The organism is Streptomyces europaeiscabiei, from assembly GCF_036346855.1.
GTDB classification, from domain to species: Bacteria; Actinomycetota; Actinomycetes; order Streptomycetales; family Streptomycetaceae; genus Streptomyces; species Streptomyces europaeiscabiei.
In genome coordinates this window covers 816202-840903 of the sequence record NZ_CP107841.1, presented here as the reverse complement: position 1 = coordinate 840903, position 24702 = coordinate 816202, and the positions used below count along the sequence as shown (strand labels likewise).

Sequence of the window (24702 nt, the reverse complement as noted above, 5' to 3'; positions counted from 1 at the left end):
CACCTTCGTCGAAGGGACGACGATGTTCCACGCGAGACGCGCCCTCAGGGCCCTGCTGATACCGCTGTTCGCAGGCCTGGCGCTCACCACCCTGCCCGCCACGTCGGCACACGCCGCCTCCACGCTCACCAACGGGGGCTTCGAGTCCGGCGGCACCGGGACCGCGACGCCGGCCGGCTGGTCGACGTACTCGGCGGCCGGGCAGAACTCCGCCTCCTTCACCGAGTCCGGTGGCCACGGAGGCAGTTACCGCCTGTCCCACTACTCGGCCTCGGCCTACAAAGTGGAGACCTACCAGTACCTGTCCGGCCTGACCAACGGGAACTACAAGCTCACCGCGTGGGTGCGCTCCGGCGGCGGCCAGAACTCCGCGTACCTCGCGCTGAAGAACTGCGGCAGCGCCGAACAGCGCACCGACATCCCGGTCTCCGCCGGCGGCTGGATCCGGATCGTCACCTCGATCGCGGTGACGAACAACCAGTGCACCATCAGCGTCAACTCCGACGCCAACGCCGGTAACTGGATCAACGTCGACGACCTGACCTTCACGTCCGGTACGACGGGCCTGACCGTCAAGGGCTCCGACGTGTCGTCGCTCATCAAGAGCGAGGCCAAGGGCGGCGTCTACAAGAACAGCTCCGGCACCACCGGCGACGCGCTCGCCATCCTCAAGAGCGCCGGACAGAACTACGCGCGCGTCAAGGTCTGGGTGAACCCCGCCGACGGCTACAACAACAAGACGCGCGTGCTCGCCGCCGCCAAGCGCATCAAGGCGCAGGGTATGAAGCTGCTGGTCGATTTCCACTACTCGGACACCTGGGCCGACCCGGGCGCACAGACCGTGCCGTCCTCGTGGGCAGGCCACTCCTACAGCCAGCTGAAGACGGACGTCTACAACCACACCTACGACGTCCTCAACGCCCTCAAGTCCCAGGGCACCACCGCCGACATGGTCCAGGTCGGCAACGAGATCAACGGCGGCATGCTGTGGTCCGCCGGCTCCACCTCCAACTGGTCCCAGCTCGCCGGGCTGCTCAACTCCGGCTACGACGCGGTCAAGGCGGTCAACTCCTCCACCCAGGTGGCACTGCACCTCGCCAAGGGCGGCGACCTGTCCGGCACCCGCTGGTGGTTCGACAGCGCAGTCTCCAATGGCGTGAAGTTCGACGTCATCGGCCTGTCGTACTACGGCTACTGGCACGGCACCCTGGCCGACTTCCAGACCACGCTGGACGACGCGGCCTCCCGCTACTCCAAGCCGGTGTTCCTCGCCGAGACGGCCTACCCCTTCCGTCTCGACAGCGAGGACTCGCACGAGAACATCATCGACCTGAGCAGTGAACTCGTGTCCGGCTACCCGGCCACGACCGCCGGTCAGACCCGTTGGATGAAGGACGTCGCGAGCATCGTCGAGGCCGTCCCGAACGGCCGCGGTCTCGGGATCTTCTACTGGGAGTCGACCTGGACCGCACGCAGCGGCAACGGCTGGGACCCGACCGACTCGTCCTCCGGGAACGGCTGGGAGAACCAGGCGCTGTTCGGCTATGACGACAGGGCGCTTCCGGCGATGGCGTGGTTCGGCCACCGGTAGCGCTCCCCGTCCATGAAGGGGGCCGCACGCCTTGGCGCGCGGCCCCCTTCGGTCGTCAGGAGGCGACCGTCGTGTCCAGGAAGCGGTGCAGCGAGGCTGTCATGGCGTCCACGAACGTGTCTTGGACCTGCTCGGACACCCGGTCCAGGGAGAGATACGGGTTGAGGTCCTCCAACTCGACCAGCAGGAGGTCACCGTCCCGGGTGCGGCAGGCATCCACGCGCTGGATGCCGTGGTCGAGGGTGTTCCAGTCGATGAAACGCCGGGCGAAGGCGAGGTCGGCCTCCGAGGCCTCGTAGGGTTCCAGGACCCAGCGCCGGTCGGGGTCGGGCGCGTACAGGGCGTACTGGAAGGCGTCGTCGACGTAGTAGAAGGACACCTCGTAGCGGAAGTCGACGCGTGGTTGCACCAGGATGTCACCCCAGGTCAGGCCCGCCAGTTCGGCACCGCTCACGAAGCGCAGGCCGATCGAGTCCGCGCCGGCCTTCGGCTTGACCGCGTACGAGACGGTGTCGGGCAGGCGTGTCCGGTCCTCGGGCCGGTCGACGGTGGGGATGACCGGGTACCCGGCCCGGGTGAGGTCCAGCAGGTACCGCTTGCCGGTCATGTCGGCCCGGCCGGTCAGCGGGTTGTAGACGGGGGTGCCGAGTGCCGTCGCCCGTTCGCGGAAGGCGTCGTACGCCTCCTGGTAGTGGAGAACGGGGCCGCTGTTGCGGACCACGACCGCGTCGAAGCCGTCCATCAGCGCCGCCGCGTCCAGCGGGTGGCACAGGGCGAGGTCGAAGTCCGTGCGCAGCCGGGAGGTGAGGAGGATGTCCTCGTCGCAGTAGCGCCGCCCACGGGCCGGGTAGGCGAGGTCGGTGACGTACAGCAGGCTGGGGCGGGCGGGCACGGCGGTCTCCCTGGTCGGTGACGGCCAACTTAACCCGAGGTCACCAAGGGCAGCCCGGCCCCCTGCCAGGATGGACCGGCGGGGGCTTGGCGGGCGGACGATGAGGAGGCGGACATGATGGACGCGAGGGGCGCCGGACTCGTACCGGAGGTGTTCGTCGGGATCGGCGGACGCGGACCCGAGGATGTGATCGTCGACGAGCGCGGGCGGGTGCTGACCGGTGTCGAGGACGGACGCGTCCTGCGGGTGGACGGGCTCGCGGAGCCGGGGCGGGCGCGGGTCGAGACGCTCGCCGAGACCGGTGGCAGGCCGCTGGGTCTCGAACTACTCCCGGACGGAGACCTGTTGGTGTGCGACGCCGAGCGGGGGCTGCTGCGGGTCGCGACCGGCGACGGCACCGTGCGAGTGCTCGCCGACGAGGCGGACGGTGAGCCGCTGCGGTTCTGCAGCAATGTCGTGGCGCTCTCCGACGGGACGGTCTACTTCACCGTTTCCAGCCGCCGCTACCCCCTCGACCAGTGGATCGGCGACATCGTCGAACACACCGGCACCGGAAGGCTGTTGCGTCTCGCGCCGGGGGAGGGTACGCCCGAAGTCGTCCTGGAGGGGCTCCAGTTCGCCAACGGTCTCGCGCCTTCCGCCGACGAGTCGTTCCTGGTGCTCGCGGAGACGGGCGCCCGCCGGCTCACCCGCGTCCACCTCACCGGAGCGAAGGCCGGCACGAGCGAGCCCTTCGTCGAGGACCTGCCGGGCACGCCCGACAACATGTGGCGCGGCCATGACGGGCTGATGTGGGTGGCGTTGGCCGGGCCCCGCATCGGCGCCCTCGACCGTCTGCACCGCGCGAGTCCGGCGGTGCGGCGGGCCGCGAGCCGGGTGGCGGTACGGGCACCCTTCCGCCCGCTCGGGTTCGCCGGGGTCGTCGCGGTCGACGACGAGGGGCATGTCGCGCACACCCTCGTCGATCACCACTCCCGGTTCCGTATGGTCACCGGCGTCTGCGTCGCCGAGGGGCGGCTGATCCTGGGCAGCCTGTGGGAGCGGGGGATCGCGGTGTGCGAGCTGCCGGGGAAGCCGGGCTGAGGTCCGGCCGGGATCGGGTACGGGGCGCGTGCGGGGGTGACAGCGGCGGAGATAGGCTGTCGACCAGCCGCGATCCCCTTCGCGGCGCGGCGGTGGGGCCCGCCGTACCCGAACCGCGGCATCGGTGCCGACAACGGTCCCTGCTTGCGACGGAGCGCGCCCGGCGGACACCCGGGCCCCGGCGAGTAGGAGACGTACGCCCATGCCAGCCCCGCACCCCGACGGGCCCGAAGCCTCACCGTCCCCGGACGCCCCCGTGGCCGACCCGCCCCGGCCCGCCCTCGGGCACGGTCAGGCACCCGTGGTCGCGGTCGTGGCGGTCGGCGGCGGCATCGGCGCGACGGCCCGGTACGGCGCCTCCCTCCTCTGGCCCACGGGCCCGGCCGGCTTTCCCTGGACCACGTTCTGGGTGAACGTCGTCGGCTGTCTCGTCATCGGGCTCTTCATGATCGCGATCACGGAGAGATGGGCGGCCCACCGCCTGGTCCGCCCCTTCTTCGGCACCGGAGTACTCGGCGGCTTCACCACCTTCTCGACGTACGCCGTCGACATCCGGCGCCTGCTGGAGGAGGGCCACCCCGGCACCGCCCTCGCCTACCTCGCCGCGACCCTCCTGGCCGCCCTCACGGCGGTCTGGCTCGCGGCGGCGACAGCGCGTCTGGCCCTGCGGACCGGGCTCCCGCACACCGGGCCCACCGAAACGCGTGAGAAAGGTAAGAGGCCGTCGTGAACTGGGTGCTCGTCATCGTCGGCGGAATGGTCGGCGCGCCCCTGCGCTATCTCACCGACCGTGCCGTGCAGTCGCGGCACGACACGGACTTCCCCTGGGGCACGTTCGCTGTCAACGTCACCGGATCCCTGGTCCTCGGTGCCCTCACCGGTGCCGTGACGGCCGGTGCCGCAACCTCCGACCTGCAGCTTCTCCTCGGCACCGGACTGTGCGGGGCGCTCACCACGTACTCGACCTTCTCGTACGAGACCCTGCTGCTGGCCCGGAGCGGCGCCCGCTTCCACGCCGCCGCCAACGTGGTCGCGAGCGTGACGGCCGGGCTGGGCGCGGTCTTCGTGGGGCTTGCGGCGGCGCAGGCCCTCTGGTCCTGAGCGCCTAACCCTTACCCGGCCGTAGTACGACTGCCTCCCCGGCGCGATCACGCCCCGCCGTGACCCGTGGCCGGCCGTACCTCAGCCGTGCCCTTGTCAGCCATGCCCTCGCCGAGCAGAACTGGACCCCATGAGCACCATCACCGTCGGTCAGGCCGTCGTCCTCGGAGCGGTGGAGGGGGTGACCGAGTTCCTGCCGGTGTCCTCCACCGGGCATCTGAAGATCGCCGAAGGGCTCATGGGGATCCAGGTCGAGGACAAGGCGGTCGTCGGGTTCTCGGCGGTCATCCAGGTCGGCGCGATCGCGGCGGTGCTCGTCTACTTCCGCGGGGACATCGTTCGGATCGGCTCCGCCTGGTTCCGGGGGATCTTCCACTCGGCGCAGCGGCAGGACCGCGACTACCGGTTCGCGTGGTGGGTGATCGCCGCGACGATCCCGATCGTGGTCGTCGGGCTGGCCGCCCGGTCGCTCATCGAGGGGCCGCTCGCCTCGCTGTGGGTGGTGGCCGGTTCGCTGATCGTCGGCAGCGGTGTGATGTGGGTCGCGGAACAGGTGGGCCGGCGCAGGCGCGCTGAGGAGGACACCCGGTTCAGGGACGCGATGCTCGTCGGCGGTTCGCAGATCCTCGCTTTGCTCTTCCCCGGCTTCTCCCGCTCCGGCGCCACCATGTCCACCGCGCTGCTGCTCGACCTCGACCGGGTCGCGGCCACCCGGCTCTCCTTCTTCCTCGGCATCCCGGCCCTCACCGGCGCCGGGCTCTACGAACTGAAGGACGCCCTCGGTGCGGGGGTGGGTGCGGCCCCGCTGATCGTCGGCACCACCGTCTCGTTCGCGGTCGCGTACGCCTCCGTCGCCTGGCTGCTGAAGTTCGTGACCAGGCACTCCTTCAACGTGTTCGTGTCCTACCGGATCGTCGTCGGGGTCCTCCTCTTCGGGCTGCTCGGCGCGGGTGGCCTCAGCTGACAGCACACGCCGCAGGCGCCGTGTGGCTGATCCACGACCGCCCGTGACCTGGAAGATCGAATCCGGGGCCCCTTGACAGCCCCGTCCCGTCACCCGCAGGATCACCCCCGTGAACCTGTCAGACAGCCAGACAGGTGGCTCGGCACCCCGGCGCGTCAGCGCCATGGAAGCGGTGCTCACCCACCTCCGCGACGCCATCGAGCGCGGCAAGTACGCCATCGGGGACAAGCTCCCCTCGGAGGCGGAGCTCTGCCGCCAGCTCGAAGTGAGCCGTCCGGTACTCCGCGAGGCGCTGCGCGCCCTGCAGGTGATGGGACTGACCCAGTCCCGCACCGGCAAGGGCACCTTCGTGATCGGGAACGCCGTCGAGGACCCCACCTTCGGCGACTACGCGGCGAGCGACCTGCTGGAGGTGCGCCGGCACGTGGAGATCCCGGTCGCCGGGTACGCGGCGGTGCGCCGCACCCCGGAGAACCTGGACCACCTGGCCCACCTCCTGGACCGGATGGAACGGGAGACCGACACCACCGCCTGGGTCGCGATGGACACGCTCTTCCACCTGGCCGTGGCCGAGGCCGCCCAGAACCCGGTGTTCCGCCGGGTGATCGAGGAGATCCGGGACGCACTGGCCCGCCAGTCGGCCTTCCTCAACGAGCTGGGCGGCCGGCGCGAGCAGTCCAACCGTGAGCACCGGGCCATCGTCGAGGCGCTGATCGACGGTTCCGAACACGACGCGGTGGAGGCCATGTCCCACCACCTCGACCGCGTCGAGACCACCCTCACCGACATCGTGCGTTCCCCGCGCACGGACAGCTCCACGGAAGGCGGACGCGAGACGTGAGCGAGCAGTCCCTCGACAAAGACGTCGTACAGGCTGACCCCGGACAGGCCCCGGCGCATGTCGACGCCGGAGACGCCGGCTACAGCAAGTCCCTGAAGTCCCGCCACGTCAATATGATCGCCATCGGCGGCGCTATCGGCACCGGCCTCTTCCTCGGCGCCGGCGGCCGCCTCGCCGACGCAGGCCCGTCCCTCTTCATCGCGTACGCGGTCTGCGGAATCTTCGCGTTCCTCGTGGTCCGCGCCCTCGGCGAACTGGTCCTCTACCGGCCCTCGTCCGGCGCCTTCGTGTCCTACGCCCGGGAGTTCCTCGGCGAGAAGGGCGCGTACACGGCCGGCTGGATGTACTTCCTGAACTGGGCCACCACCGGTATCGCCGACATCACCGCGGTCGCCCTCTACACCCACTACTGGGGCATGTTCTCCGACATCCCGCAGTGGGTGATCGCGCTCATCGCGCTCGGGGTCGTCCTCGCCGTGAACCTGATCTCGGTGAAGATGTTCGGCGAACTGGAGTTCTGGTTCGCGATCATCAAGGTCAGCGCGCTCGTCATCTTCATGCTGATCGGCATCTTCCTGCTGGTCACCCAGCAGCCCGTCGACGGCCACACCCCCGGCCCGTCCCTGATCACCGACAACGGCGGCATCTTCCCCAACGGTCTGCTGCCCATGCTGCTGATCATCCAGGGCGTCGTCTTCGCCTACGCCTCCGTCGAACTGGTCGGCGTCGCGGCGGGCGAGACCGAGAACCCCGAGAAGATCATGCCGAAGGCGATCAACTCGATCATGTGGCGCGTCGGTCTGTTCTACGTCGGCTCCGTCCTGCTCCTGGCGATGCTGCTGCCCTGGTCCTCGTACAAGGCCGGCGAGAGCCCCTTCGTCACCGTGCTCTCCAACATCGGCATCCCGGCGGCCGGCGGCATCATGAACCTGGTCGTGATGACCGCGGCCATGTCCTCGCTCAACTCGGGCCTGTACTCCACCGGCCGCATCCTGCGCTCGATGGCGATGGCGGGCTCCGCCCCGAAGTTCACCGGTGTGATGAGCCGCAGCCAGGTCCCGTACGGTGGCATCCTGCTCACCAGCGGTATCTGCGTGTTGGGTGTCGGGCTGAACTTCGTGGTCCCGGCCGACGCGTTCGAGATCGTGCTCAACTTCGCCGCGATCGGCATCATCTGCACCTGGGGCATGATCATGATCTGTCACCTGGTGTTCTGGCAGAAGACCGAGAAGGGCGAGCTGACCCGCCCGAGCTACCGGCTGCCGGGCTCCCCGTGGACCGAGCTGGTGACGCTGTTCTTCCTGGCGTCGGTCCTCGTCCTGATGTACGCGGACGGCGGCGCGGGCCGCACGACCGTGCTGTGCCTCCCCCTCATCGTGTTGGCGCTGATCGCGGGGTGGTTCGGCGTACGTCGCCGGGTCGCCCAGCAGTCGGCCGGAGTGAAGAAGTGATTCAGGCAGTGACGTACGACCCCACGACCACCGGCGCCGCGGCGATCCCTGCGGCTCCGGTGGCCGCGGCCCCCGCGATCCGGGAACCGCTCCACGCCCCCGTCGCCCACCTCGTACGCGGAGGTGTCATCGAGGGCATCCACTACGGCTCTGTCGTGGTGCTGGGTGCCGACGGGGAGGTGGAACTCCAACTCGGCGACATCGAGGCGGCGTTCTACCCCCGGTCGGCACTCAAGCCGGTCCAGGCCGTGGCCATGCTGCGCGCCGGACTTCCCCTGGACGGCGAACTGCTGTCCCTGACCGCGGCCAGCCACTCCGGCGAGGAACGCCACCTCGCCGGAGCCCGGCAGATCCTGGAGCTGGCCGGGGCGACCGAGGACGACCTGCGCAACGTCACCGACATGCCGTACGACCCGGCCGTCCGGGACCGGTGGATACGCGAGGGGAGGCAGCCCTCCCGTCTTGCGCAGAACTGCTCCGGCAAACACGCGGCCATGCTGTACACGTGCCGGCTCAACGGCTGGTCGTTGGAGAACTACCTCGCCCCGGCCCACCCGTTGCAGCAGGCCATCGCAGAGATCGTCGAGGACCTCACCGGACAGGCCATCGCCCAGGTGACCGTCGACGGCTGCGGCGCCCCCCTCTTCTCCGTCTCCCTGCACGGCCTGGCCCGCGCACTCGCCCGGATCACCACCGCCACCGAGGGCACCCCCGAGCGCACGGTCGCCGACGCCATGCGCGCGCACGCCGAGATGGCGTCCGGCGCGGGACGCGACGTGGCCGGGCTGATGCGGGCCGTGCCCGGACTGCTCACCAAGGACGGCTTCGAGGGCGTCCAGGCCGCCGCGCTGCCGGACGGCCGGGCCGTCGCCGTGAAGATCGCCGATGGCGCCAACCGGGCCCGGGTGCCGGTGACCGCGGCCGCGCTCGTGCGGGCGGGGGTCGCTCCCGAGGTCCTCGCGGAGTTCGCGGGTGAGGCTCTGCTCGGGGGTGGCCGTGCGGTCGGTCGTGTCAGTGCGGTCCGGGCGTTGGATCCACTGCCGCGTCAGTAACGAACTTCGATCGCCCCCGCCGCGCCTGCCCTTCCCATCACCAGGGGCTGCGCCCCTTCGACCCCCGTGGTGCGGGTTCGGTGGGGCTTCTCGCGCAGTTCCCCGCCCCTGGAGGGCCCGCGGCCCTCTCGGACCGAAAAGGCACGGGGCGCGGCCCCTGCTTTTCAGGGGCGCGGGGAACTGCGCGACCAGCCCCCACCCACCCGTAGGCACGCACTCACCACCCGGCCACCCGCACATCACGAAAGAAGGCCTGCCCAGTCATGACCGCCGCAGTGACCCGCAGTGAACACGATCTGCTCGGAGACCGTGACGTCCCCGCCGACGCGTACTGGGGCGTGCACACCCTGCGCGCCACGGAGAACTTCCCCATCACGGGCACCACGATCTCCGCCTACCCTCATCTGATCGACGCGCTCGCCGCCGTGAAGGAGGCCGCCGCCCGCGCCAACGAGGAACTCGGGCTGCTGGCGCCCGCGAAGGCCGCCGCGATCATCGAGGCCTGCCGGGAGATCCGCGACGGCAAGCTGCACGACCAGTTCGTCGTCGACGTCGTCCAGGGCGGAGCCGGCACCTCCACCAACATGAACGCCAACGAGGTCGTCGCCAACAGGGCGCTGGAGCTGCTGGGCCACACCAAGGGCCGGTACGAGTACCTGCACCCCAACGAGGACGTCAACCTCGGCCAGTCCACCAACGACGTCTACCCGACCGCCGTGAAGATCGCGACCGTCTACGCCGTGCGCGAGCTGCTCAAGGCGATGGCGGTGCTGCAGGACTCGTTCGCCCGCAAGGCCGTCGAGTTCCGTGACGTGCTGAAGATGGGGCGCACCCAGCTCCAGGACGCCGTACCGATGACGCTTGGCCAGGAGTTCTCCGCGTACGCGGTGATGCTGGACGAGGACCGCAGCCGCCTGGCGGAGGCCGTGGAACTGGTCCACGAGATCAACCTGGGCGCCACCGCGATCGGCACCGGCCTCAACGCCCCCGCCGGATACGCGGAGTCGGCGCGCCGCCATCTCGCCGAGATCACCGGGCTGCCGTTGGTCACCGCCGCCAACCTGGTCGAGGCCACCCAGGACTGCGGCGCGTTCGTGCAGATGTCGGGCGTCCTCAAGCGCATCGCCGTGAAGCTCTCCAAGAGCTGCAACGACCTGCGGCTGCTGTCCTCCGGACCGCGCGCGGGCCTGAACGAGATCAACCTGCCGCCGGTGCAGGCGGGTTCGTCCATCATGCCCGGCAAGGTGAACCCGGTGATCCCCGAGGTCGTCAACCAGGTCGCCTTCGAGGTCATCGGCAACGACGTCACCATCACGATGGCCGCCGAGGCCGGACAGCTCCAGCTCAACGCCTTCGAGCCGATCATCCTGCACTCCCTGTCGGAGTCCATCACCCACCTGCGCGCCGCCTGCCTCACCCTCGCCGAACGCTGCGTGGACGGCATCACCGCCAACACCGAGGCGCTGCGCGCGAGCGTGGAGAACTCCATCGGCCTGGTCACCGCCCTCAACCCGTACATCGGCTACACGGCGGCCACCGACATCGCCAAGGAGGCCCTCGCCACCGGCCGGGGCGTGGCCGAACTCGTCCAGGAGAAGGGCCTGCTGCCCGCCGAGCGGCTCCGGGAACTGCTGCGGCCCGAGGTGCTCGCGGGCAGCGGCACCCCTTCGGCCTGATGGAGGCCACCACCTTCCAGCCGGTGCTGGAACGTATCGCCGAGGAGATCGGACGGACCCCGGGCCGCGGCCGGCCCGCCGACTACATCCCGGCGCTCGCGGCCCGCGACCCGCGCCGCTTCGGCATGGCCGTCGCGGAGCCGGACGGCACGGTGTACGGCGTGGGGGACTGGCGGGAGCCATTCTCCACGCAGTCCATCACCAAGGTGTTCACCCTCGCCCTCGACCTGGCCCGGGAGGGCGACGACCTCTGGGAGCACGTGGGCCGCGAGCCCTCGGGCAACCCCTTCAACTCCCTGGTCCAGCTGGAGTACGAGAACGGCATCCCGCGCAACCCCTTCATCAACGCGGGTGCCCTCGTCGTCACCGACCGTCTCCACACCCGTACCGGTGACGCGGCCGGCGAGCTGCTCTCCTTCATGCGATCGGAGAGCGGCAACCCGGACCTGGACTTCGACGCGCAGATCGCCGCCTCCGAGTCCGCGCACGGCGACCGCAACGCGGCCCTCGCGCACTTCATGGCGTCGTACGGCAACATCGACAACCCCGTACCGGCCCTCCTCGACCAGTACTTCCGGCAGTGTTCCCTCACCGCCTCCTGCGCCGACCTCGCCCTCGCCACCACCTTCCTCGCTCGCCACGGCGTCCGCGCCGACGGCACCCGCCTGTTGACGCGGAGTGAGGCGAAGCAGGTCAACGCGGTGATGCTCACCTGCGGCACGTACGACGCGGCCGGCGAGTTCGCCTACCGTGTGGGCCTGCCCGGCAAGAGCGGGGTGGGCGGTGGCATCATCGCCGTCGTACCGGGGCGCTGCACGCTCTGTGTGTGGAGTCCGGGGCTGGACGAGCGGGGAAACTCGGTGGCGGGAGTGGCGGCGCTGGAACGCTTCACGACCCTGACGGGACTGTCCGTTTTCTGACGGCCATCGGCGCCACCGTCGCCGTCGGCACCGAACCTGTGGACCGACCCCGTGGAGCGAACCCGTGGACCGAACGCGGGGGCGGGTTCGCGCACGGGTCACGCCCCGGTACCCGTCACGAAGGCGCCGCGTCGTCTCCGCGCCACTCGGCGTTGACACGCTGACCGAGTGTTGGCCATCGCTTTCCCCGTCGATCTCCGCTGCTGCCAGGCGCTCGGCCTGGCCGGATCCGCCTTTCTCGCCCTGGGAGGTGAGACCGCCGGTGCGCTGCCGGTCCAGGGGCTGCTGTCGCCGACCTCGGGGCGCGGTGCGCTGGGTCTGGTCGGTGTCTACTTCGGCGTCGTCCTGCTGATAGCCGCCTGGGCGCTGCTGGGAAAGGTGATACGGGGCCCCGAACCCCCGGCCCCCCGTGCGCTGCTCCTTGTGCTGGCCGTCTGGGCGGCACCCCTCCTCCTCGCGCCGCCGCTGTTCAGCCGGGACGTGTACAGCTATCTCGCCCAGGGCGCCATGGTCGACGCGCACATGGACGTCTATCTGCACGGTCCCGCCCGGCTCGGCGGGCCGCTCGCCGACGAGGTCGCACCGATGTGGCGCCACACGGCCACGCCGTACGGCCCCGTCTTCCTCGCTGTCGCCTCCGGGCTGTCCGGCCTGACCGAGGGCCGGATACCGGCCGGGCTCATCGGGATGCGTGTGATCGCCCTCCTCGGGGTGGCCCTGATGGCCGCGGCGCTGCCCCGCCTCGCCCGGCACGGCGGAGCCGACCCCTCCGTCGCCCTCTGGCTGGGCGCGCTCAACCCGCTCGTGCTCCTGCATCTGGTGGCCGGGGCCCACAACGACGCGATGATGCTGGGACTGCTGGGCGTCGGACTGGTGCTCGCGCGGGGCCGCCGCTACCTCCTCGGCGTCGTCCTCGTCACGCTCGCCGCCCTGGTCAAGGCACCCGCCGCGCTCGGCCTGCTGGCGGTGGTCGTGATGCGTGGCCGTACCGGATGGATCCGGACGAGCGTGGCCACCCTGGCCGTCGCGACGGGCACCACGGCGGCCGTGACCGCCCTGGCCGGCACCGGATACGGCTGGATCGCCGCCCTGCGCACCCCCGTGTCCCCGCAGAACTGGTCGCCCACCAGCGTCCTCGGCCGCGCCACCGGCACCCTGCTCCACGACCTCGGCAGCGACCTGGCCCCCCTCGCCCTCCCGGCCTGGCGCGCGGCCGGTCTCCTGCTGACCCTCGCCGTCGTCCTCTTCATATGGCTCCGACTGAGACCCGGACCGGTGTACGCGCTCGGCCTCAGCCTGGCCGTCGTCGCCGCGCTGGGCCCCGCGATCCGCCCCTGGTACGCGCTGTGGGGCCTGTTCCTCATCGCCGCGGCCGCCCGGAGCGTCCTGGTGCAGCGGCGGGTCGCGGTCGCCAGCGGGATGCTCGCGCTCGCCGTCCTGCCGAGCGGTGATCCGGCGGACACCGCGCAGGTCGTTCTGGCGGTGTGCGGGGGAGTGCTCGCGGTGGTCGTGCTGTGGCAGGCAGAACAGGCCTCCCGGGCACCGGCTCTGGAGCGCACGGCATGAGCGAACCGTGCCAGAGGTGGTTCCGGCCGCGCACCGACCGCGCCCGCGTCCTCCTCGTGCTCGGCATGGCCGCCGCCGTCACCGTCTTCACCGCGACCGTCCCGCTGCTGCGCGACTGGTTCGACCTGCGCGTCTACCACGGCGCCATCGACACCTGGGTCCACCACGGCGGCCGCATCTACGACTATCTGGTGCCGGGCACGACCTACGGATTCACCTATCCGCCGTTCGCCGCGGTCGTCATGCTGCCGATGGCGCTGGTCGGGCTGAGCACCGCGATCGTGCTGTGCCTCGCGCTCGACCTGGTGGCGCTCGCAGCGGTCCTGTACGTGCTGGTGGGGCCTGTCCTGCGCCGCTACGGCTGGTTCGGCGTCTCGCTCGCCCTCTGCGTGCTCGCCCTGTTCGAGCCGCTGCGGGACACCGTCAGCTTCGGCCAGGTGAACCTCCTGCTGCTCGCCCTGGTGCTCGCCGACGCCTGGCTGCTGGCCACCGGCCGGGGCCGCTGGGCGGGGGTGGGCATCGGCCTGGCGGCGGCGGTCAAGCTGACGCCCGCGATCTTCATCGGGCTGCTGCTGCTCGCCCGGCGGTGGCGGGCCGCCGGGCTCGCGACGGCCGTCGCCGCGGCCGTCGCCGCGGCCGCCACCGCGGCGGCGGCCTGGATCGCCCCGGCCGCCTCGCGCTTCTACTGGACCGAGGCACTGTGGGACACCAGCCGCATCGGCCGCCTCGACTATGTCTCCAACCAGTCGCTGCAGGGCGTCCTGGCCCGGCTCGTGGCACCGCACGAACCGAGCCGCGCCGTCTGGGCGGCGCTCGTCCTGGCCGTGCTGTGCGTATGGGTATGGCGGGTCCGTACGGCGATGCGGACCGAGGACTGGACGGCCGCGTTCGCCCTCACCGGGCTGACCGCGTGTCTGGTCAGCCCGATCACCTGGGTGCACCATCTGGTCTGGCTGCTGCCGTCCTTCGCCGTCCTGCTCAGGCACCGCCGGCTGCTGCCGCTTGCGGCGGCGCTGTACGTGCTGCTGTGCAGCAGCGTCGTCTGGCTGTGGTTCGACGACGCGTCCGGCATCGGCGGCTTCGTCGGCAGCAACACCTATGTGTGGATCACCCTCGGCCTGCTCCTGTGGCTGCCGGTCGGTCAGCCGCGGTTGAGTCGGCCGTTCCTGAGCCACAGCGCCAGCGCCACGCAGGCCGCACCGACTCCGGCCGCGCCCGTGACCGTGCCTGCCGACGACCAGCCGGGGGCGGTGACCTCTTCGTTCTCCTCACGGGCGGGCGGTGACCCGGGGGCGGCCCGAGGCCCAGCCGCCGGGCGCGGCGGCAGCAGCGAGCCCACGGCCTCGACGCGCCCGGCGGCACGGAAACCCCAGTCGAGAAGGGAGCGCGCCTCCTCGTAGACGGCGTAGCCGCTGCCGGACTGCGGACGCAGCACCGTCACGACGAGGGTGCGCCCACCTCGCTTCGCGGCGGCGATCAGGGTGTTGCCCGCGTTGCTGGTGTAGCCGTTCTTGACGCCGATGAGTCCCGGATAGCGCTCGATGCCGGCGCCGGTGAGCAGGCGGTTGGTGTTCTGGATGCCGTAGGACCAGCCGCCCGCGGGGAACTGTGCGGTGGCCGTGGCGCAGTACTCGGCGAACTCCGCGTTGCGCAGCCCGGCCCGTCCGAACACCGCGAGGTCGTACGCGGACGACACCTGGCCGGGCGCGTCGTACCCGTCGGGCGAGACGACATGGGTGTCCAGGGCGCCCAGGGACCGGGCCTTGTCCTGCATCTGCTCGGCGGTGGCCCGCCAGCCGCCGTTGAGGGCGGCCAGGACACGCACGGCGTCGTTGCCCGAGCTGAGGAAGACACCCCGCCACAGGTCCGCCACGCGGTAGGTGAGGTCTTCCTTGATGCCGACCAGGCTGCTGCCGGCGCCGATGCCCGCCAACTCCTCGGCCTCGACGGTGTGTCTGAGGCCCGCGGGGAGCCCCGGCAGCACGGTGAGCGCGAACAGGGTCTTCAGCGTGCTGGCCGGCGGAAGCTTTCGGTGCGCGTCGTGCGCGGCGAGTACCGCGCCGCTGTCGGCGTCCGCCACCAGCCACGACACCGCGGAGACGCCCTGGGGCACTCGGGGCGCCCCGGGCCGTGGCCGTACCTGTGTCCCCGACCGGTACAGGGACGGCGGCTCTTGCGCGGCCTTGGCGTCCCGCGCGCCCGCCCCGACCTGGAGGCCGGCACCTTCCGGGTTCGTCGCGACGGCCAGGGCCCCCAGCGCACAGACGGCGGAGCAGCAGAGGGCGACGCGGGTAACACGAGGGACGCGGGATGAGAATCCGATGGTCATACCGCAAACGTAGGAACGGTCGCGCCGTGGACCGGGGTGCCAGGGCCGAGGGCGCGGATCGAGTACCCGGATGCCTCATGTCATGCGGTCGGCAGCGTGGGCTGCACCTGCCGCAGGAAGGTCGCGTTGTCCGGTGTGGCACGCAGCCGCTCCAGGATCGTTTCGAGGTTCGCCTGCCCCTCGCGCGACCGCAGGGCCCTGCGCAGCCCCCGTACGGCCGTCAACTCGCCATGTGTCAGGAGGAGTTCCTCGCGGCGGGTGCCGGACGGGGTGATGTCGACGGCGGGGAAGACACGCCGGTCGGCGAGGGCGCGGTCTAGGCGGAGCTCCATGTTGCCGGTGCCCTTGAGCTCCTCGAAGAAGAAGTCGTCGGCGCGGGACCCGGTCTCCACCAGGGCGGTGGCCAGGATGGTGAGGGAACCGGCCTCCTCGGTCAGCCGGGCGGCGCCGAAGAGCCGCTTCGGGCCTTGCAGTGCGGCGGCGTCGACACCGCCGCTCAGGGTGCGGCCACCGGAGGCGGCCGCGTTGTTGTGGGCCCGGCACAACCGGGTCAGGGAGTCCAGCAGGATCACGACGTCCTCGCCCTGTTCGACGAGCCGCTTGGCGCGCTCCACGACGAGTTCGGCGAGCGCGATGTGCTCCTTGGGGGACCGGTCGAACGTCGAGGCATACACCTCGCCCCGTACGGAGCGCCGCATGTCGGTCACCTCCTCGGGCCGCTCGTCGAGCAGCACCACCATGAGGCGGGCCTCGGGGTGGTTGGCGGCGATCGCGGCGGCCACCTGCTGCAGCAGCACGGTCTTGCCGGTCTTGGGCGGGGCCACGATCAGCCCGCGCTGCCCCTTGCCGACGGGGGCCACGAGGTCGACCAGACGGCCCGTCAGGCCGCTCGCCGGGTGTTCGAGCCGCAACCGCTTGCGCGGGTGCAGCGGGGTGAGGTCGTGGAAGTGCGGGCGGCCGCGCAGCTCTTGGGGCGTACGGCCGTTGATCCGTTCGACCTCGGTGAGGGCGCGCCGGCCGTCGCGTACGCCCTCGACGGTGTCGCCCTTGCGCAGGCCGTACCTGCGGATCAGCGCGGCGGGGACCTGCGGGTCGGAAGGGCTGAGCAGGCCGCACTCGGCGCGCAGGTGTCCCTGCCCGCTCTGTGCGATCTCCAGGACGCCGGTGACCAGTGCCGGAGGCTGCCGATCGGTGGAAGTGCGTTCGAGTGTGGTGGTGGTCATGGATGGGGGTCCTTTCGAGGACGTGAGGAAAACGCATGGGGAAGGGAGGGGGAGCGCACACCCGGGGTACGGCCGAGCCGTTCACGGCCGCGCGGTGTGGCGGCCTGTGTGTCGCGGGTGGTGCGGGGAAACTGACGGCCGGTCGGGAATCGACGGGCGGTTCAGCGGAAGAGACCTCAGGATCTGAGAGAGAGCGGCACCGGCGCCCCGAAAATGGGCGATACACACGTGCCAAGGCGAGTGTACCACCATCAGTGGCCGTCTGTTGGGGAGTTCCTTACCGATGGCTTACCCGTGGCCTTTGAACTGATCTCGCGGACCCCTCGTACAGATGGGGGCACCGCCAGCGGTCTTCGCACGGAAGGAACGTCGCGTGTCGCTCTTCACGCGCTCCAGCCCATCACCCGACACGGACGCCACGGACGAGACGAGCAAGCGGTCGACGGCCCACGCGTCGGCGTCGGACGATCCCGCCGCGGGCGCTCCGGCGAGGACCGGTGCCCCCGTCCGTCGATGGCTGAGACACCGCACGGCGTTCCAGGACAAGTACCCGCTCGCCGCACGAGGTCTGTCGTGGGGGGTCACCGCGCTGGCCGCCGCCCTGGTGTACTTCGCGTTGCTCATGCCGGGCAAGGCCGAGTTCTTCGAGGTGCGGCAGTTCCTGCGGATACCGGTGGAGCCGATCCTCGGCGCCGCCCTGCTGATGGTGCTGCCCCGCCGGCCGAGGCTGGTGGCGGCGGTCGGCATCGGGGTGGGTCTGGCCGCGCTGGTGGTGGTGAAGGCGCTGGACATCGGCTTCAACCAATTCCTCGGCCGCGGCTTCAACGTGGTCCTCGACTGGGGCCTGCTCGACGACGCCGAGTCCTACGTCAAGGACACCCTCGGCTCCACGGGCGCGCGGGCCGCCGTGATCGGTCTCGCGGCCCTGGTGCTGCTGCTGTTCGTCGTCATGGCCCTGGCGGTGGTACGGCTCGTGAACCTCCTGGCCCGTGAACGGGACCGGGCGACCAGGGGCACGATCATCGCCGGCGCCGTGTGGATCACCTGTGCGGCGCTGGGCCTGACGCCCATCGAGAACACCGCGGTCGCCTCCAGGAGCACCATCGGTTTCGTGCAGGACCGCTGGGCCCGGGTCCAGGAGACACTCAGGGACGAGGCCGCGTTCGCCGAGGAGGCCAAGAGGGACAGGTTCGCCGATGTGCCCGGCGACCGGCTGCTGACCGGGCTGCGCGGCAAGGACGTGATGATCACCTTCATCGAGAGCTACGGGCGCGCCGCCCTGGAGGACCCGGCCGTCGCGCCCGGCGTGAACGGGGCCCTCGACGAGGAGGGCGAGGCGCTGACCAGGGCCGGGTTCGCGGCGAAGAGCGGCTGGCTGACCTCCGCGACGTACGGCGGCAGCAGCTGGCTCGGCCACTCCACCTTCCTGACCGGCCTGTGGATCGACAACCAGAGCCGCTACCGTACGGTCACCGCCGGCGAACGCCTCACGCTGCCGGGCGCGTTCCACAAGAGCGGGGCCTGGCGGACGGTCGGCATCGTGCCCGGGGTGCAGAAGAACTGGCCGGAGGGCGACTTCTACGGCCTCGACAAGGTCTACGACTCCCGCGATCTCGGCTACCAGGGGCCGAAGTTCAGCTGGTCGACGATGCCCGACCAGTACGCGCTCACCGCGTTCGAACGCCTGGAGGCCGCCAAGAAGGGCGACAAGCCGCTGATGTCGGAGATCATCCTGACCTCCAGTCACCAGCCGTGGGCGCCGCTGCCGGAGATGGTCGGCTGGGACGAGGTCGGCGACGGCTCCGTGTACAAGGGCATCGAGAAGGCGGGCAAGGACCCGGCGGACGTCTTCACCGACCCCGTCAAGGTGAAGGAGGAGTACGGCAGGTCCGTCCAGTACTCCCTGCACAGCCTCCTGCAGTACGTGGAGAAGTACGGCGACGAGAACACCGTGCTGGTCTTCCTCGGCGACCACCAGCCCATGGCGAGCGTCAGCGGCAACGGCGCAGGCCACGACGTACCGGTCACCGTCGTCGCCCACGACCCGAAGATCCTCGACAGGATCGACGACTGGGGCTGGTCCGACGGTCTGCGGCCCGGCGACGACGCCCCGGTCTGGCGCATGGACTCCTTCCGCGACCGCTTCCTCACCGCGTACGGCGAGGAGCCGCACGTGGCCGGCTCGCCCTCGCCGTAGAAGTCCGCACCGCGTGAGCGGCTGCCCGGAGCGGGGCTCCGGGCAGCCGGCCCCGACGGCTAACCGCCGAGCTCGAAGATCCCGTATCCGAAGCCCCGTGCGGTGATCGTGCCGCCCACGATGTCCACGCCCTGCCCCTCCAGAGTGCTCCGGACGGGGAGCGTGTACGGGTAACCGGCCTCATGGCGCTGCGGGTTGACGACCACCAGATACCTTCCGCCCCGGAGGTACACGAACGGATACCCCGCGTGCAGCACTTCCACCGAGCCGCCGGAGCCCAGCTCGGGCGTGCGCCTGCGCAGGGCGATCAGACGGTGTACGAGGTGGAGGAGCGAGGTGTCGTCGGCGCGCTGGGCGGCGACGGTCGGCCGGTCGGGGGAGGGGTCGACGGGGAGGTAGAGACGATCGGCGGGGGCGGTGGAGAAGCCCGCGTTCGGGGTGTCGCCCCACTGCATGGGGGTGCGGGAGCCCGCTCGGTTGTAGCGGGGGCCGAGGACACTGCCCTCCTTGTCGGGCAGGCCCGGCAGGTAGCGCATGCCGATCTCGTCGCCGTAGTAGATCGCCGGGAGCGTCGGCCAGGTCAGCTGGAAGGCGAACGCGGCGGGCAGTTGATCGGCCGTGCGGGGGCCGCAGTTGAGGCGGGAGAAGTCGTGGTTGGCGGTGGGGAGCGCGATCACGCCCGTGCCTTCGACGGCTGTGGACGCCTGCTGCCAGGCCTCGGCGAAGGGGCGCGGCGAGCCATGGCCGCTCGCGTCGAAGAAGCAGTCGAGGGGGTCCCAGTTCTCATGGACCGTGCCCCCGCCGTTGTTCCACAGCGAGCGCAGCGCCAGGCCGTCGGAGCGGCCGCCGAAGTGGAGGAAGAAGTCGGCGTGGAAGCCGGCCGGGATCGACACCTCCGGCTCGCCCCACTCGGCGAGCAATACGGCGTGCGGATGGGCGGCGTCCAGCCAGTGCCGCAGTTCCGTCCAGACGCGGGCGGTCTCGGCCCGGTCCGGGTCGTCCTTGACGAGCGAGGCGGCCATGTCGACACGGAAGCCGGAAAGGCCGAGGCTCAGCCAGTGGTCCATGATCGTGCGGAGGGCGTGGCGGTTGGCGCGCGGGCCGTCGGAGTCGGCCGGCAGCCGCCAGGGCTCGGCCGGATTCTCGCGCGCGTAGCCGAAGTTGAGGGCGGGCTGGGAGTCGAAGAAGTTCGGGAGGTACGCGCCCGGCCGGGTCCCGGGGGAGGCCACGAAGCCTTCCGGGCGGCCCTGCGCCGTCCAGATGTAGCGGTGGTCGTCCGGGTCGTTCGCGGAGGCCCTGAACCACGGGTGGTCGATGGACGTGTGGCCGGCGACGAGGTCCAGCAGGATCCTGATGCCCCGGCGGCCCGCCTCGTCGACGAGCTGTGCGAGGTCGTCGTTCGAGCCGTAGCGCGGGGCGACGTTCAGATAGTCCGCGACGTCGTACCCGGCGTCGCGGAACGGGGAGACGAAGCAGGGGTTCAGCCAGACGGTGTCGACGCCCAGCCAGGACAGATGGTCGAGGTGGTCGGTGATCCCGGCGAAGTCCCCGATGCCGTCCCCGTCGGAGTCGGCGAAGGACTGCGGATAGATCTGGTAGAAGACGGCGTCGGCCAGCCAGGTCGGGGCAGGACGGAACGAAGTCATGTCCTGGACCATAGGCGAGGGCACACCCCGGCCGCTGCCCCGAGCCAGGGCCTAAGCTGACGTGATGTTCACCCCGCAAGGCCCCAGCCTCCGCGAACTCGCCGTTCAGGCGCTCTCCTCCGTCGAACACGGCTACGACCTGCTCGCGCCCAAGTTCGACCAGACCCCGTTCCGGACACCGGACGCCATCCTGGAAGCGGTCGAGGCGGCCCTGTCGCCGCTGGGCCCGTTCGACCACGGGCTGGACCTCTGCTGCGGCACCGGGGCCGGGATGGAGGTGCTGCGCGAGGTGTGCCGGGAGAGTGTCACCGGCGTCGACATCAGCGCCGGGATGCTGGCGGTGGGCAGGGAGCGGGTGGGCTCCCGCACCTCGGCAGACGAGGGGACCGCCTCCGCCCGCTCGGGCGGCCCGAGTTCGCCCACCCCTGGCTCCGCAGGTCCGCGGGCGGCTTCCGCCGGCTCCGCAGGCCCGGGTCCGGCCGCCCCCGGCTCCGGCGGCCCCCGCGTCTCCTGGGTGCGTGGTGACGCCCTGGCGCTGCCCTTCGCCCCCGTCTTCGACCTGGCCGTCAGCTTCGGCGCGTTCGGGCATTTCCTGCCGGAGGAGTTGCCGGGCCTGTTCTCCGAGGTGCACTCCGCGCTGCGGCCGGGCGGGCGCTTCGCGTTCCCGCTGCCCGCGCCCGCTCCGCCGAACTCCCCCTGGTACTGGGCGGCCCTGGGCTTCGACGCGGCGATGCGGGTGCGCAACGCGCTCTGGCGGCCGCCGTTCGTCATGTACTACCGGCCGTTCCGGCTCGGCGTCGTACGGCGTGAGCTGGAACGCACCGGGTTCGAGGCCGAGCTGTTCGCGCTGCCCGAGTTCGGGCGACGGCCCGACGGCAGCCCCCGGTGCCGGATGGTCGTGGCCACCCGCAAGGGGTGACCCGGCCAGGGTGGCCGCCGGGTGCCGCCGACTCCCTGTGCCCGGGGGGACGCGAGGAGGGGGGCCGCGGTGATCCTTTCTGACACGGCCGAGCTGCTCGCGCACGAGTGGGCGGAGGCCTTCCGGGCGGCGATGGCGGACGTGTCCGTGCGGTGCGCGGTCACCCACGAGGAACGCGCAAGCGGCGGGTACTGGCCGGCGCGGGCGAGTTGCGGCTCGTCGACCTCCCTGCCCGTACACCACCTGTACGCGGCTACGGACGCCCTCGCCGCCGAGCACGGGCGCGCCCGCGCTCGGCACCGACACCGTGAACTCGTCCGGACCTGATCACCAGGCGTACGAGGGTGACACCGCAGAAGTGGCGCGGCGCGCTCCAGCCGTTCCCCCGTTCCCCCGTTCCCCCGTTCTCTCCGGGGCGACGCAACGCGCTCCGGCCGTACCCCGCCTCTCCCGGTGTGGTCACAGCGCGCTGTACAGCGCCTCGACGAGCGCCATCTTGCGCGGGTCGTCGGCGATGTGCGGGCCCATACGGTTCATGACATAGCCGAGGGAGACGCCGGCCTCGGGGTCGGCGAGGCCACTGGAACCGCCGTAGCCGTCGTGGCCGAAGGCCCTCGGGTTCGGCCCGTACGAGCCGTGCGGGCCGCTCAGCCACAGCCCGAGCCCGATCTCAGTGTCCCGGCCGAACCCGGCGCCGAGCACCAGGTCACGGCAGGCACCCTGGCCCTCGCGGACCCGCTCGGCCGCCTCCGGCGACAGCACCCGCCGCCCGCCCCAGGTGCCGCGCAGCGCGAGGATCCCGTACAGCGCGGCGACCGCCCGCGCGGTGCCGTGACCGTTGGCGGCCGGGACCTCGGCGGCCCGCCACCGGGGGGTGTTGGCCTCGGCGGCGCCGACCAGTGGGTTGGCGAGGGCGGCCAGTGCGGTGGGCGTCAACTGGGCGAAGACAGCGGCCTGTTCACTGGACGTCGCGGTCGGCGGATGCACCAGCTCGGCCGCCCGAGCCGCCTCGGCGTCGGGCAGCCCGATCGTGAAGTCGATGTCGAGCGGCCCGGTGACCTCACGCGCCAGGAAGGCGCTCGGCAGCAGCCCCGACACCCGCCGGACCACCTCGCCGACGAGGAAGCCGAACGTCGTCGCGTGGTAACCGGACCGCGTGCCCGGCTCCCACCAGGGCTCCTGCGCCGCGAGCCGCTTGACCGTCAGCTCCCAGTCGCAGAACTGCTCGAACGAGAGGGGTTCACGCGGCCCGGCGAGCCCCGCCCGGTGCGACAGCAGATGCCGGACGAGCACCCCCTCCTTGCCGGCTGCCGCGAACTCCGGCCAGTACGCGGCCACCGGAGCGTCCAGGTCGAGCAGGCCCCGGTCGGCGAGGATGTGCGCGCACAGCGCGGTCGCGCCCTTGGTAGTGGACCACACGTTGACCACGGTGTCCCGCTCCCAGGGGCGGGTCCGCTCCGCGTCGGCCCAGCCGCCCCAGAGGTCCACCACGGTCTGCCCGTGCAGCGTCACCGTGACCGCCGCCCCCAGCTCGTCCCGCTCGCCGAAGTTCTCCTCGAACGCGTTGCGCACGGCCTCGAACCGTGCCTCGCAGCGACCCCGCACCTGTGACTGGGACATGAACCCTCCGTCGTCCGCCGCCGTTCGCCGGCGCGAGGGCCGCCCGGCCTCCCTGAACATACCGACTGGTCGGACAGGAGGGAAGCCGCGCGGTGGAACCTCAGCCACCGCCCCCGGAGCGAGTCAGAGGAGGAACATGGGACGAATGGCCTCTCTGTGCTCCCGGACCGTGTGCCAGTAGTCCCGGGTCTCCACGGCCGGTCCGGCCGCGTCGAACCGTACGAACACACAGCCCGCGAGGGTCTGTGGTGCCTCGTTCTCGTCGGACAGCACCCGGAACTCGGCGACGGCCAGACCGTCCGGGCCGATCATCGGCTCCGAGAAGCGCACATCGGCCACCCGCTCGTCGGCGAACGACCGGCGCAGATACGCGGCCAGTCCGTCCCGGCCACGGTGCGGTTCCCGGAACGGCATCGAGCGGTGGACGCAGTCCATGGCGTACAACTCCAGGATCGCGTCGACGTCATGGGCGGCCCACGCCCGCTGCCACACCCCCACGAAGCGACGGGCCGCCTCGGCCGTGTCCATCGTGTCCCGCCCGCTCAGAGCTGTGAGGCCAGCCAGCGCAGCTTGACCGCCTCCTGGAAGGGGCCGCCGCCCTCGTGGTCGTTGAAGTCGTAGACCTCGATGCGCTTGTTGGCCTCGGCCCAGGCGTTGAAGGCCGCGAAGACCGTGGACGGCGGGCAGGTCTGGTCCTCCAGGGCCGCCGAGAACAGGGCGGCCGCCCGGCCGCGCGCGGCGAAGTGCACGGCGTCGAAGTAGGCGAGGGTGCGCCCGACCTGCTCGGTCCGGCCGCGATGGGTCTTGAGGTATTTGCCGATCTCGCGGTACGGATCGCGGTCGGTGAGAGTGGTGGAGCGCGGGAAGTCGCACAGGAACGGCACGTCGGGCGCGACCGCCACCAGGTCGGGGACGAGTCCGCCGACGGCGATGGCGATGCCCCCGCCCTGGCTGGAGCCGACGACGGCCGTGCGCGCCGCGTCGGTCCGCGGATGGGCGCGGGCGGCCTCCACCGCGCGTACGGCGTCGGTGTACACCCGGCGGTAGTAGTAGTTCTCGGGGGCGTCGATGCCCCGGGTCATGAAGCCGGGGAAGGCGGGGGCGCCGGCCACCGGGTCGGGGGTGTCGCCGCCTCCGCCCCAGGCGCTGCCCTGGCCCCGGGTGTCCATGACGAAGTGGGCGTAGCCCGCCGCGGCCCACAGGAGGTGGGTGTGGGGCAGGCCGCGGCCGCCGCCATAGCCGATGAACTCCACGACGGTGGGCAGCGGTTCGCCGGCTCCGGCCGGGAGGACCAGCCAGCCCTTGACCGGGTGGCCGCCGAACCCCGAGTAGGTGACGTCGTACACCTCGACGGTCTTCAGGTGGGTCTCGACCGGTTCGAAACGGGCGTCGAGGTCGTGTTCGCGTGCTCCTTGGAGCGTCTTCGTCCAGAAGGCGTCGAAGTCGCCGGGCTCCGTCGAAGCGCTTCGATAACCACGGAGCTCGTCCAACGGCAGGTCGAACAGGGCCATGGATGACCACCTTTTTTGAGTTCTGAGGTGCGGATGATCACACCGTACGTGGGGCGCCGCGGGCCCGCCAAGGGTGTCTTCAGGGCCCGCGACGGCCCCACGCCTCATCTCCGGCCTGCC

21 protein-coding genes and 1 pseudogene are annotated in these 24702 nt (G+C 71.4%); 15 read left to right on the top strand and 7 right to left on the bottom strand.

The features are described 5' to 3' along the window. Window positions 1–22: 22 nt before the first annotated feature. Complete coding sequence (locus OG858_RS03980) at window positions 23–1591, top strand: glycoside hydrolase family 53 protein (RefSeq protein ID WP_319269783.1); 1569 nt, start codon at window positions 23–25, stop codon at window positions 1589–1591. Between the two features lie 55 nt (window positions 1592–1646). On the opposite strand, the gene OG858_RS03975 is transcribed toward OG858_RS03980, so the two are convergent. Beyond that, a complete protein-coding gene (locus tag OG858_RS03975) occupies window positions 1647–2483 on the bottom strand; it encodes an ATP-grasp domain-containing protein (protein ID WP_319269780.1) in 837 nt (278 codons plus the stop codon). Window positions 2484–2600: 117 nt separating this feature from the next. On the opposite strand from OG858_RS03975, the gene OG858_RS03970 reads away from it, so the two are divergent. From OG858_RS03970 to OG858_RS03920, 11 genes are all read left to right on the top strand, one after another. Further along, complete coding sequence (locus OG858_RS03970; protein ID WP_319269798.1) at window positions 2601–3566, top strand: SMP-30/gluconolactonase/LRE family protein; 966 nt, start codon at window positions 2601–2603, stop codon at window positions 3564–3566. A 202-nt stretch (window positions 3567–3768) separates the two neighbouring features. Next, window positions 3769–4296, top strand: a complete 528-nt coding sequence (gene crcB / locus OG858_RS03965) for a fluoride efflux transporter CrcB (RefSeq protein ID WP_319269779.1) — start codon at window positions 3769–3771, stop codon at window positions 4294–4296. Beyond that, window positions 4293–4667 carry a fluoride efflux transporter CrcB gene (crcB, locus tag OG858_RS03960; RefSeq protein WP_319269776.1) on the top strand — a complete coding sequence of 125 codons (375 nt, stop codon included), beginning with the start codon at window positions 4293–4295 and terminating at the stop codon, window positions 4665–4667. Before crcB (OG858_RS03965) ends, crcB (OG858_RS03960) begins: the two co-directional genes overlap by 4 nt. A 130-nt stretch (window positions 4668–4797) precedes the next feature. Next, window positions 4798–5631, top strand: coding sequence for an undecaprenyl-diphosphate phosphatase (locus tag OG858_RS03955; protein ID WP_319068180.1), 834 nt, complete (start codon window positions 4798–4800; stop codon window positions 5629–5631). Window positions 5632–5740: 109 nt separating this feature from the next. Further along, complete coding sequence (locus OG858_RS03950; RefSeq protein ID WP_078935705.1) at window positions 5741–6472, top strand: FadR/GntR family transcriptional regulator; 732 nt, start codon at window positions 5741–5743, stop codon at window positions 6470–6472. After that, the gene (locus OG858_RS03945) at window positions 6469–7923 is read left to right on the top strand and encodes an amino acid permease (RefSeq protein WP_319068181.1); all 1455 of its coding nucleotides are present in this window, start codon (window positions 6469–6471) and stop codon (window positions 7921–7923) included. Before OG858_RS03950 ends, OG858_RS03945 begins: the two co-directional genes overlap by 4 nt. Before the next feature lie 8 nt (window positions 7924–7931). Beyond that, window positions 7932–8975 (top strand): asparaginase, encoded by a 1044-nt coding sequence (locus OG858_RS03940; RefSeq protein WP_319320670.1) that lies wholly within the window; start codon window positions 7932–7934, stop codon window positions 8973–8975. A gap of 263 nt (window positions 8976–9238) precedes the next feature. Continuing rightward, window positions 9239–10651, top strand: coding sequence for an aspartate ammonia-lyase (gene aspA / locus OG858_RS03935; RefSeq protein WP_327723275.1), 1413 nt, complete (start codon window positions 9239–9241; stop codon window positions 10649–10651). Next, complete coding sequence (locus OG858_RS03930) at window positions 10651–11571, top strand: glutaminase (RefSeq protein ID WP_319269901.1); 921 nt, start codon at window positions 10651–10653, stop codon at window positions 11569–11571. The genes aspA and OG858_RS03930 overlap by 1 nt, the downstream gene beginning before the upstream one ends. 177 nt (window positions 11572–11748) lie before the next feature. Further along, window positions 11749–13137 carry a polyprenol phosphomannose-dependent alpha 1,6 mannosyltransferase MptB gene (gene mptB, locus OG858_RS03925; protein WP_328545361.1) on the top strand — a complete coding sequence of 463 codons (1389 nt, stop codon included), beginning with the start codon at window positions 11749–11751 and terminating at the stop codon, window positions 13135–13137. After that, the gene (locus OG858_RS03920) at window positions 13134–14537 is read left to right on the top strand and encodes a glycosyltransferase 87 family protein (protein ID WP_328545137.1); all 1404 of its coding nucleotides are present in this window, start codon (window positions 13134–13136) and stop codon (window positions 14535–14537) included. Before mptB ends, OG858_RS03920 begins: the two co-directional genes overlap by 4 nt. A 41-nt stretch (window positions 14538–14578) precedes the next feature. Here the strand turns inward: OG858_RS03920 and OG858_RS03915 are convergent. After that, window positions 14579–15466: pseudogene (locus tag OG858_RS03915) on the bottom strand (D-alanyl-D-alanine carboxypeptidase family protein); the annotation flags it as partial. An 80-nt stretch (window positions 15467–15546) separates the two neighbouring features. Next, window positions 15547–16689, bottom strand: a complete 1143-nt coding sequence (gene rho, locus OG858_RS03910) for a transcription termination factor Rho (RefSeq protein ID WP_319068186.1) — start codon at window positions 16687–16689, stop codon at window positions 15547–15549. Between the two features lie 373 nt (window positions 16690–17062). On the opposite strand from rho, the gene OG858_RS03905 reads away from it, so the two are divergent. Further along, window positions 17063–18886 (top strand): sulfatase-like hydrolase/transferase, encoded by a 1824-nt coding sequence (locus tag OG858_RS03905; RefSeq protein ID WP_319068187.1) that lies wholly within the window; start codon window positions 17063–17065, stop codon window positions 18884–18886. A gap of 59 nt (window positions 18887–18945) precedes the next feature. Here OG858_RS03905 and OG858_RS03900 read toward each other — a convergent pair whose 3' ends face one another. Then, window positions 18946–20532, bottom strand: a complete 1587-nt coding sequence (locus tag OG858_RS03900; RefSeq protein ID WP_319068188.1) for an alpha-amylase family glycosyl hydrolase — start codon at window positions 20530–20532, stop codon at window positions 18946–18948. A gap of 64 nt (window positions 20533–20596) precedes the next feature. Between OG858_RS03900 and OG858_RS03895 the strand changes: the two genes are divergently transcribed. Together OG858_RS03895 and OG858_RS03890 are read left to right on the top strand one after the other, a co-directional pair. Next, on the top strand, window positions 20597–21451 hold the full coding sequence (locus tag OG858_RS03895; protein WP_319068189.1) for a class I SAM-dependent methyltransferase: 855 nt from the start codon (window positions 20597–20599) through the stop codon (window positions 21449–21451). Between the two features lie 69 nt (window positions 21452–21520). Continuing rightward, a complete protein-coding gene (locus tag OG858_RS03890) occupies window positions 21521–21778 on the top strand; it encodes a hypothetical protein (protein ID WP_328545138.1) in 258 nt (85 codons plus the stop codon). Between the two features lie 132 nt (window positions 21779–21910). Here OG858_RS03890 and OG858_RS03885 read toward each other — a convergent pair whose 3' ends face one another. From OG858_RS03885 to OG858_RS03875, 3 genes are all read right to left on the bottom strand, one after another. Next, on the bottom strand, window positions 21911–23071 hold the full coding sequence (locus OG858_RS03885; protein WP_319318364.1) for a serine hydrolase domain-containing protein: 1161 nt from the start codon (window positions 23069–23071) through the stop codon (window positions 21911–21913). A gap of 123 nt (window positions 23072–23194) precedes the next feature. Next, window positions 23195–23599 (bottom strand): nuclear transport factor 2 family protein, encoded by a 405-nt coding sequence (locus tag OG858_RS03880; RefSeq protein WP_327749337.1) that lies wholly within the window; start codon window positions 23597–23599, stop codon window positions 23195–23197. A 14-nt stretch (window positions 23600–23613) separates the two neighbouring features. Then, complete coding sequence (locus OG858_RS03875) at window positions 23614–24582, bottom strand: acetylxylan esterase (protein WP_319269893.1); 969 nt, start codon at window positions 24580–24582, stop codon at window positions 23614–23616. Window positions 24583–24702: the final 120 nt, after the last annotated feature.

Bases quoted from the DNA above. Each gene is read 5' to 3' on its own strand.
- OG858_RS03920 (WP_328545137.1), top strand. From the start codon at position 13,134: ATGAGCGAACCGTGCCAGAGGTGGTTCCGGCCGCGCACCGACCGCGCC.
- OG858_RS03930 (WP_319269901.1), top strand. From the start codon at position 10,651: ATGGAGGCCACCACCTTCCAGCCGGTGCTGGAACGTATCGCCGAGGAG.
- OG858_RS03900 (WP_319068188.1), bottom strand. From the start codon at position 20,532: ATGACTTCGTTCCGTCCTGCCCCGACCTGGCTGGCCGACGCCGTCTTC.
- OG858_RS03955 (WP_319068180.1), top strand. From the start codon at position 4,798: ATGAGCACCATCACCGTCGGTCAGGCCGTCGTCCTCGGAGCGGTGGAG.
- OG858_RS03875 (WP_319269893.1), bottom strand. From the start codon at position 24,582: ATGGCCCTGTTCGACCTGCCGTTGGACGAGCTCCGTGGTTATCGAAGC.
- aspA (WP_327723275.1), top strand. From the start codon at position 9,239: ATGACCGCCGCAGTGACCCGCAGTGAACACGATCTGCTCGGAGACCGT.
- rho (WP_319068186.1), bottom strand. From the start codon at position 16,689: ATGACCACCACCACACTCGAACGCACTTCCACCGATCGGCAGCCTCCG.
- OG858_RS03980 (WP_319269783.1), top strand. From the start codon at position 23: ATGTTCCACGCGAGACGCGCCCTCAGGGCCCTGCTGATACCGCTGTTC.
- OG858_RS03970 (WP_319269798.1), top strand. From the start codon at position 2,601: ATGGACGCGAGGGGCGCCGGACTCGTACCGGAGGTGTTCGTCGGGATC.
- OG858_RS03885 (WP_319318364.1), bottom strand. From the start codon at position 23,071: ATGTCCCAGTCACAGGTGCGGGGTCGCTGCGAGGCACGGTTCGAGGCC.
- crcB (WP_319269779.1), top strand. From the start codon at position 3,769: ATGCCAGCCCCGCACCCCGACGGGCCCGAAGCCTCACCGTCCCCGGAC.
- OG858_RS03895 (WP_319068189.1), top strand. From the start codon at position 20,597: ATGTTCACCCCGCAAGGCCCCAGCCTCCGCGAACTCGCCGTTCAGGCG.
- OG858_RS03880 (WP_327749337.1), bottom strand. From the start codon at position 23,599: ATGGACACGGCCGAGGCGGCCCGTCGCTTCGTGGGGGTGTGGCAGCGG.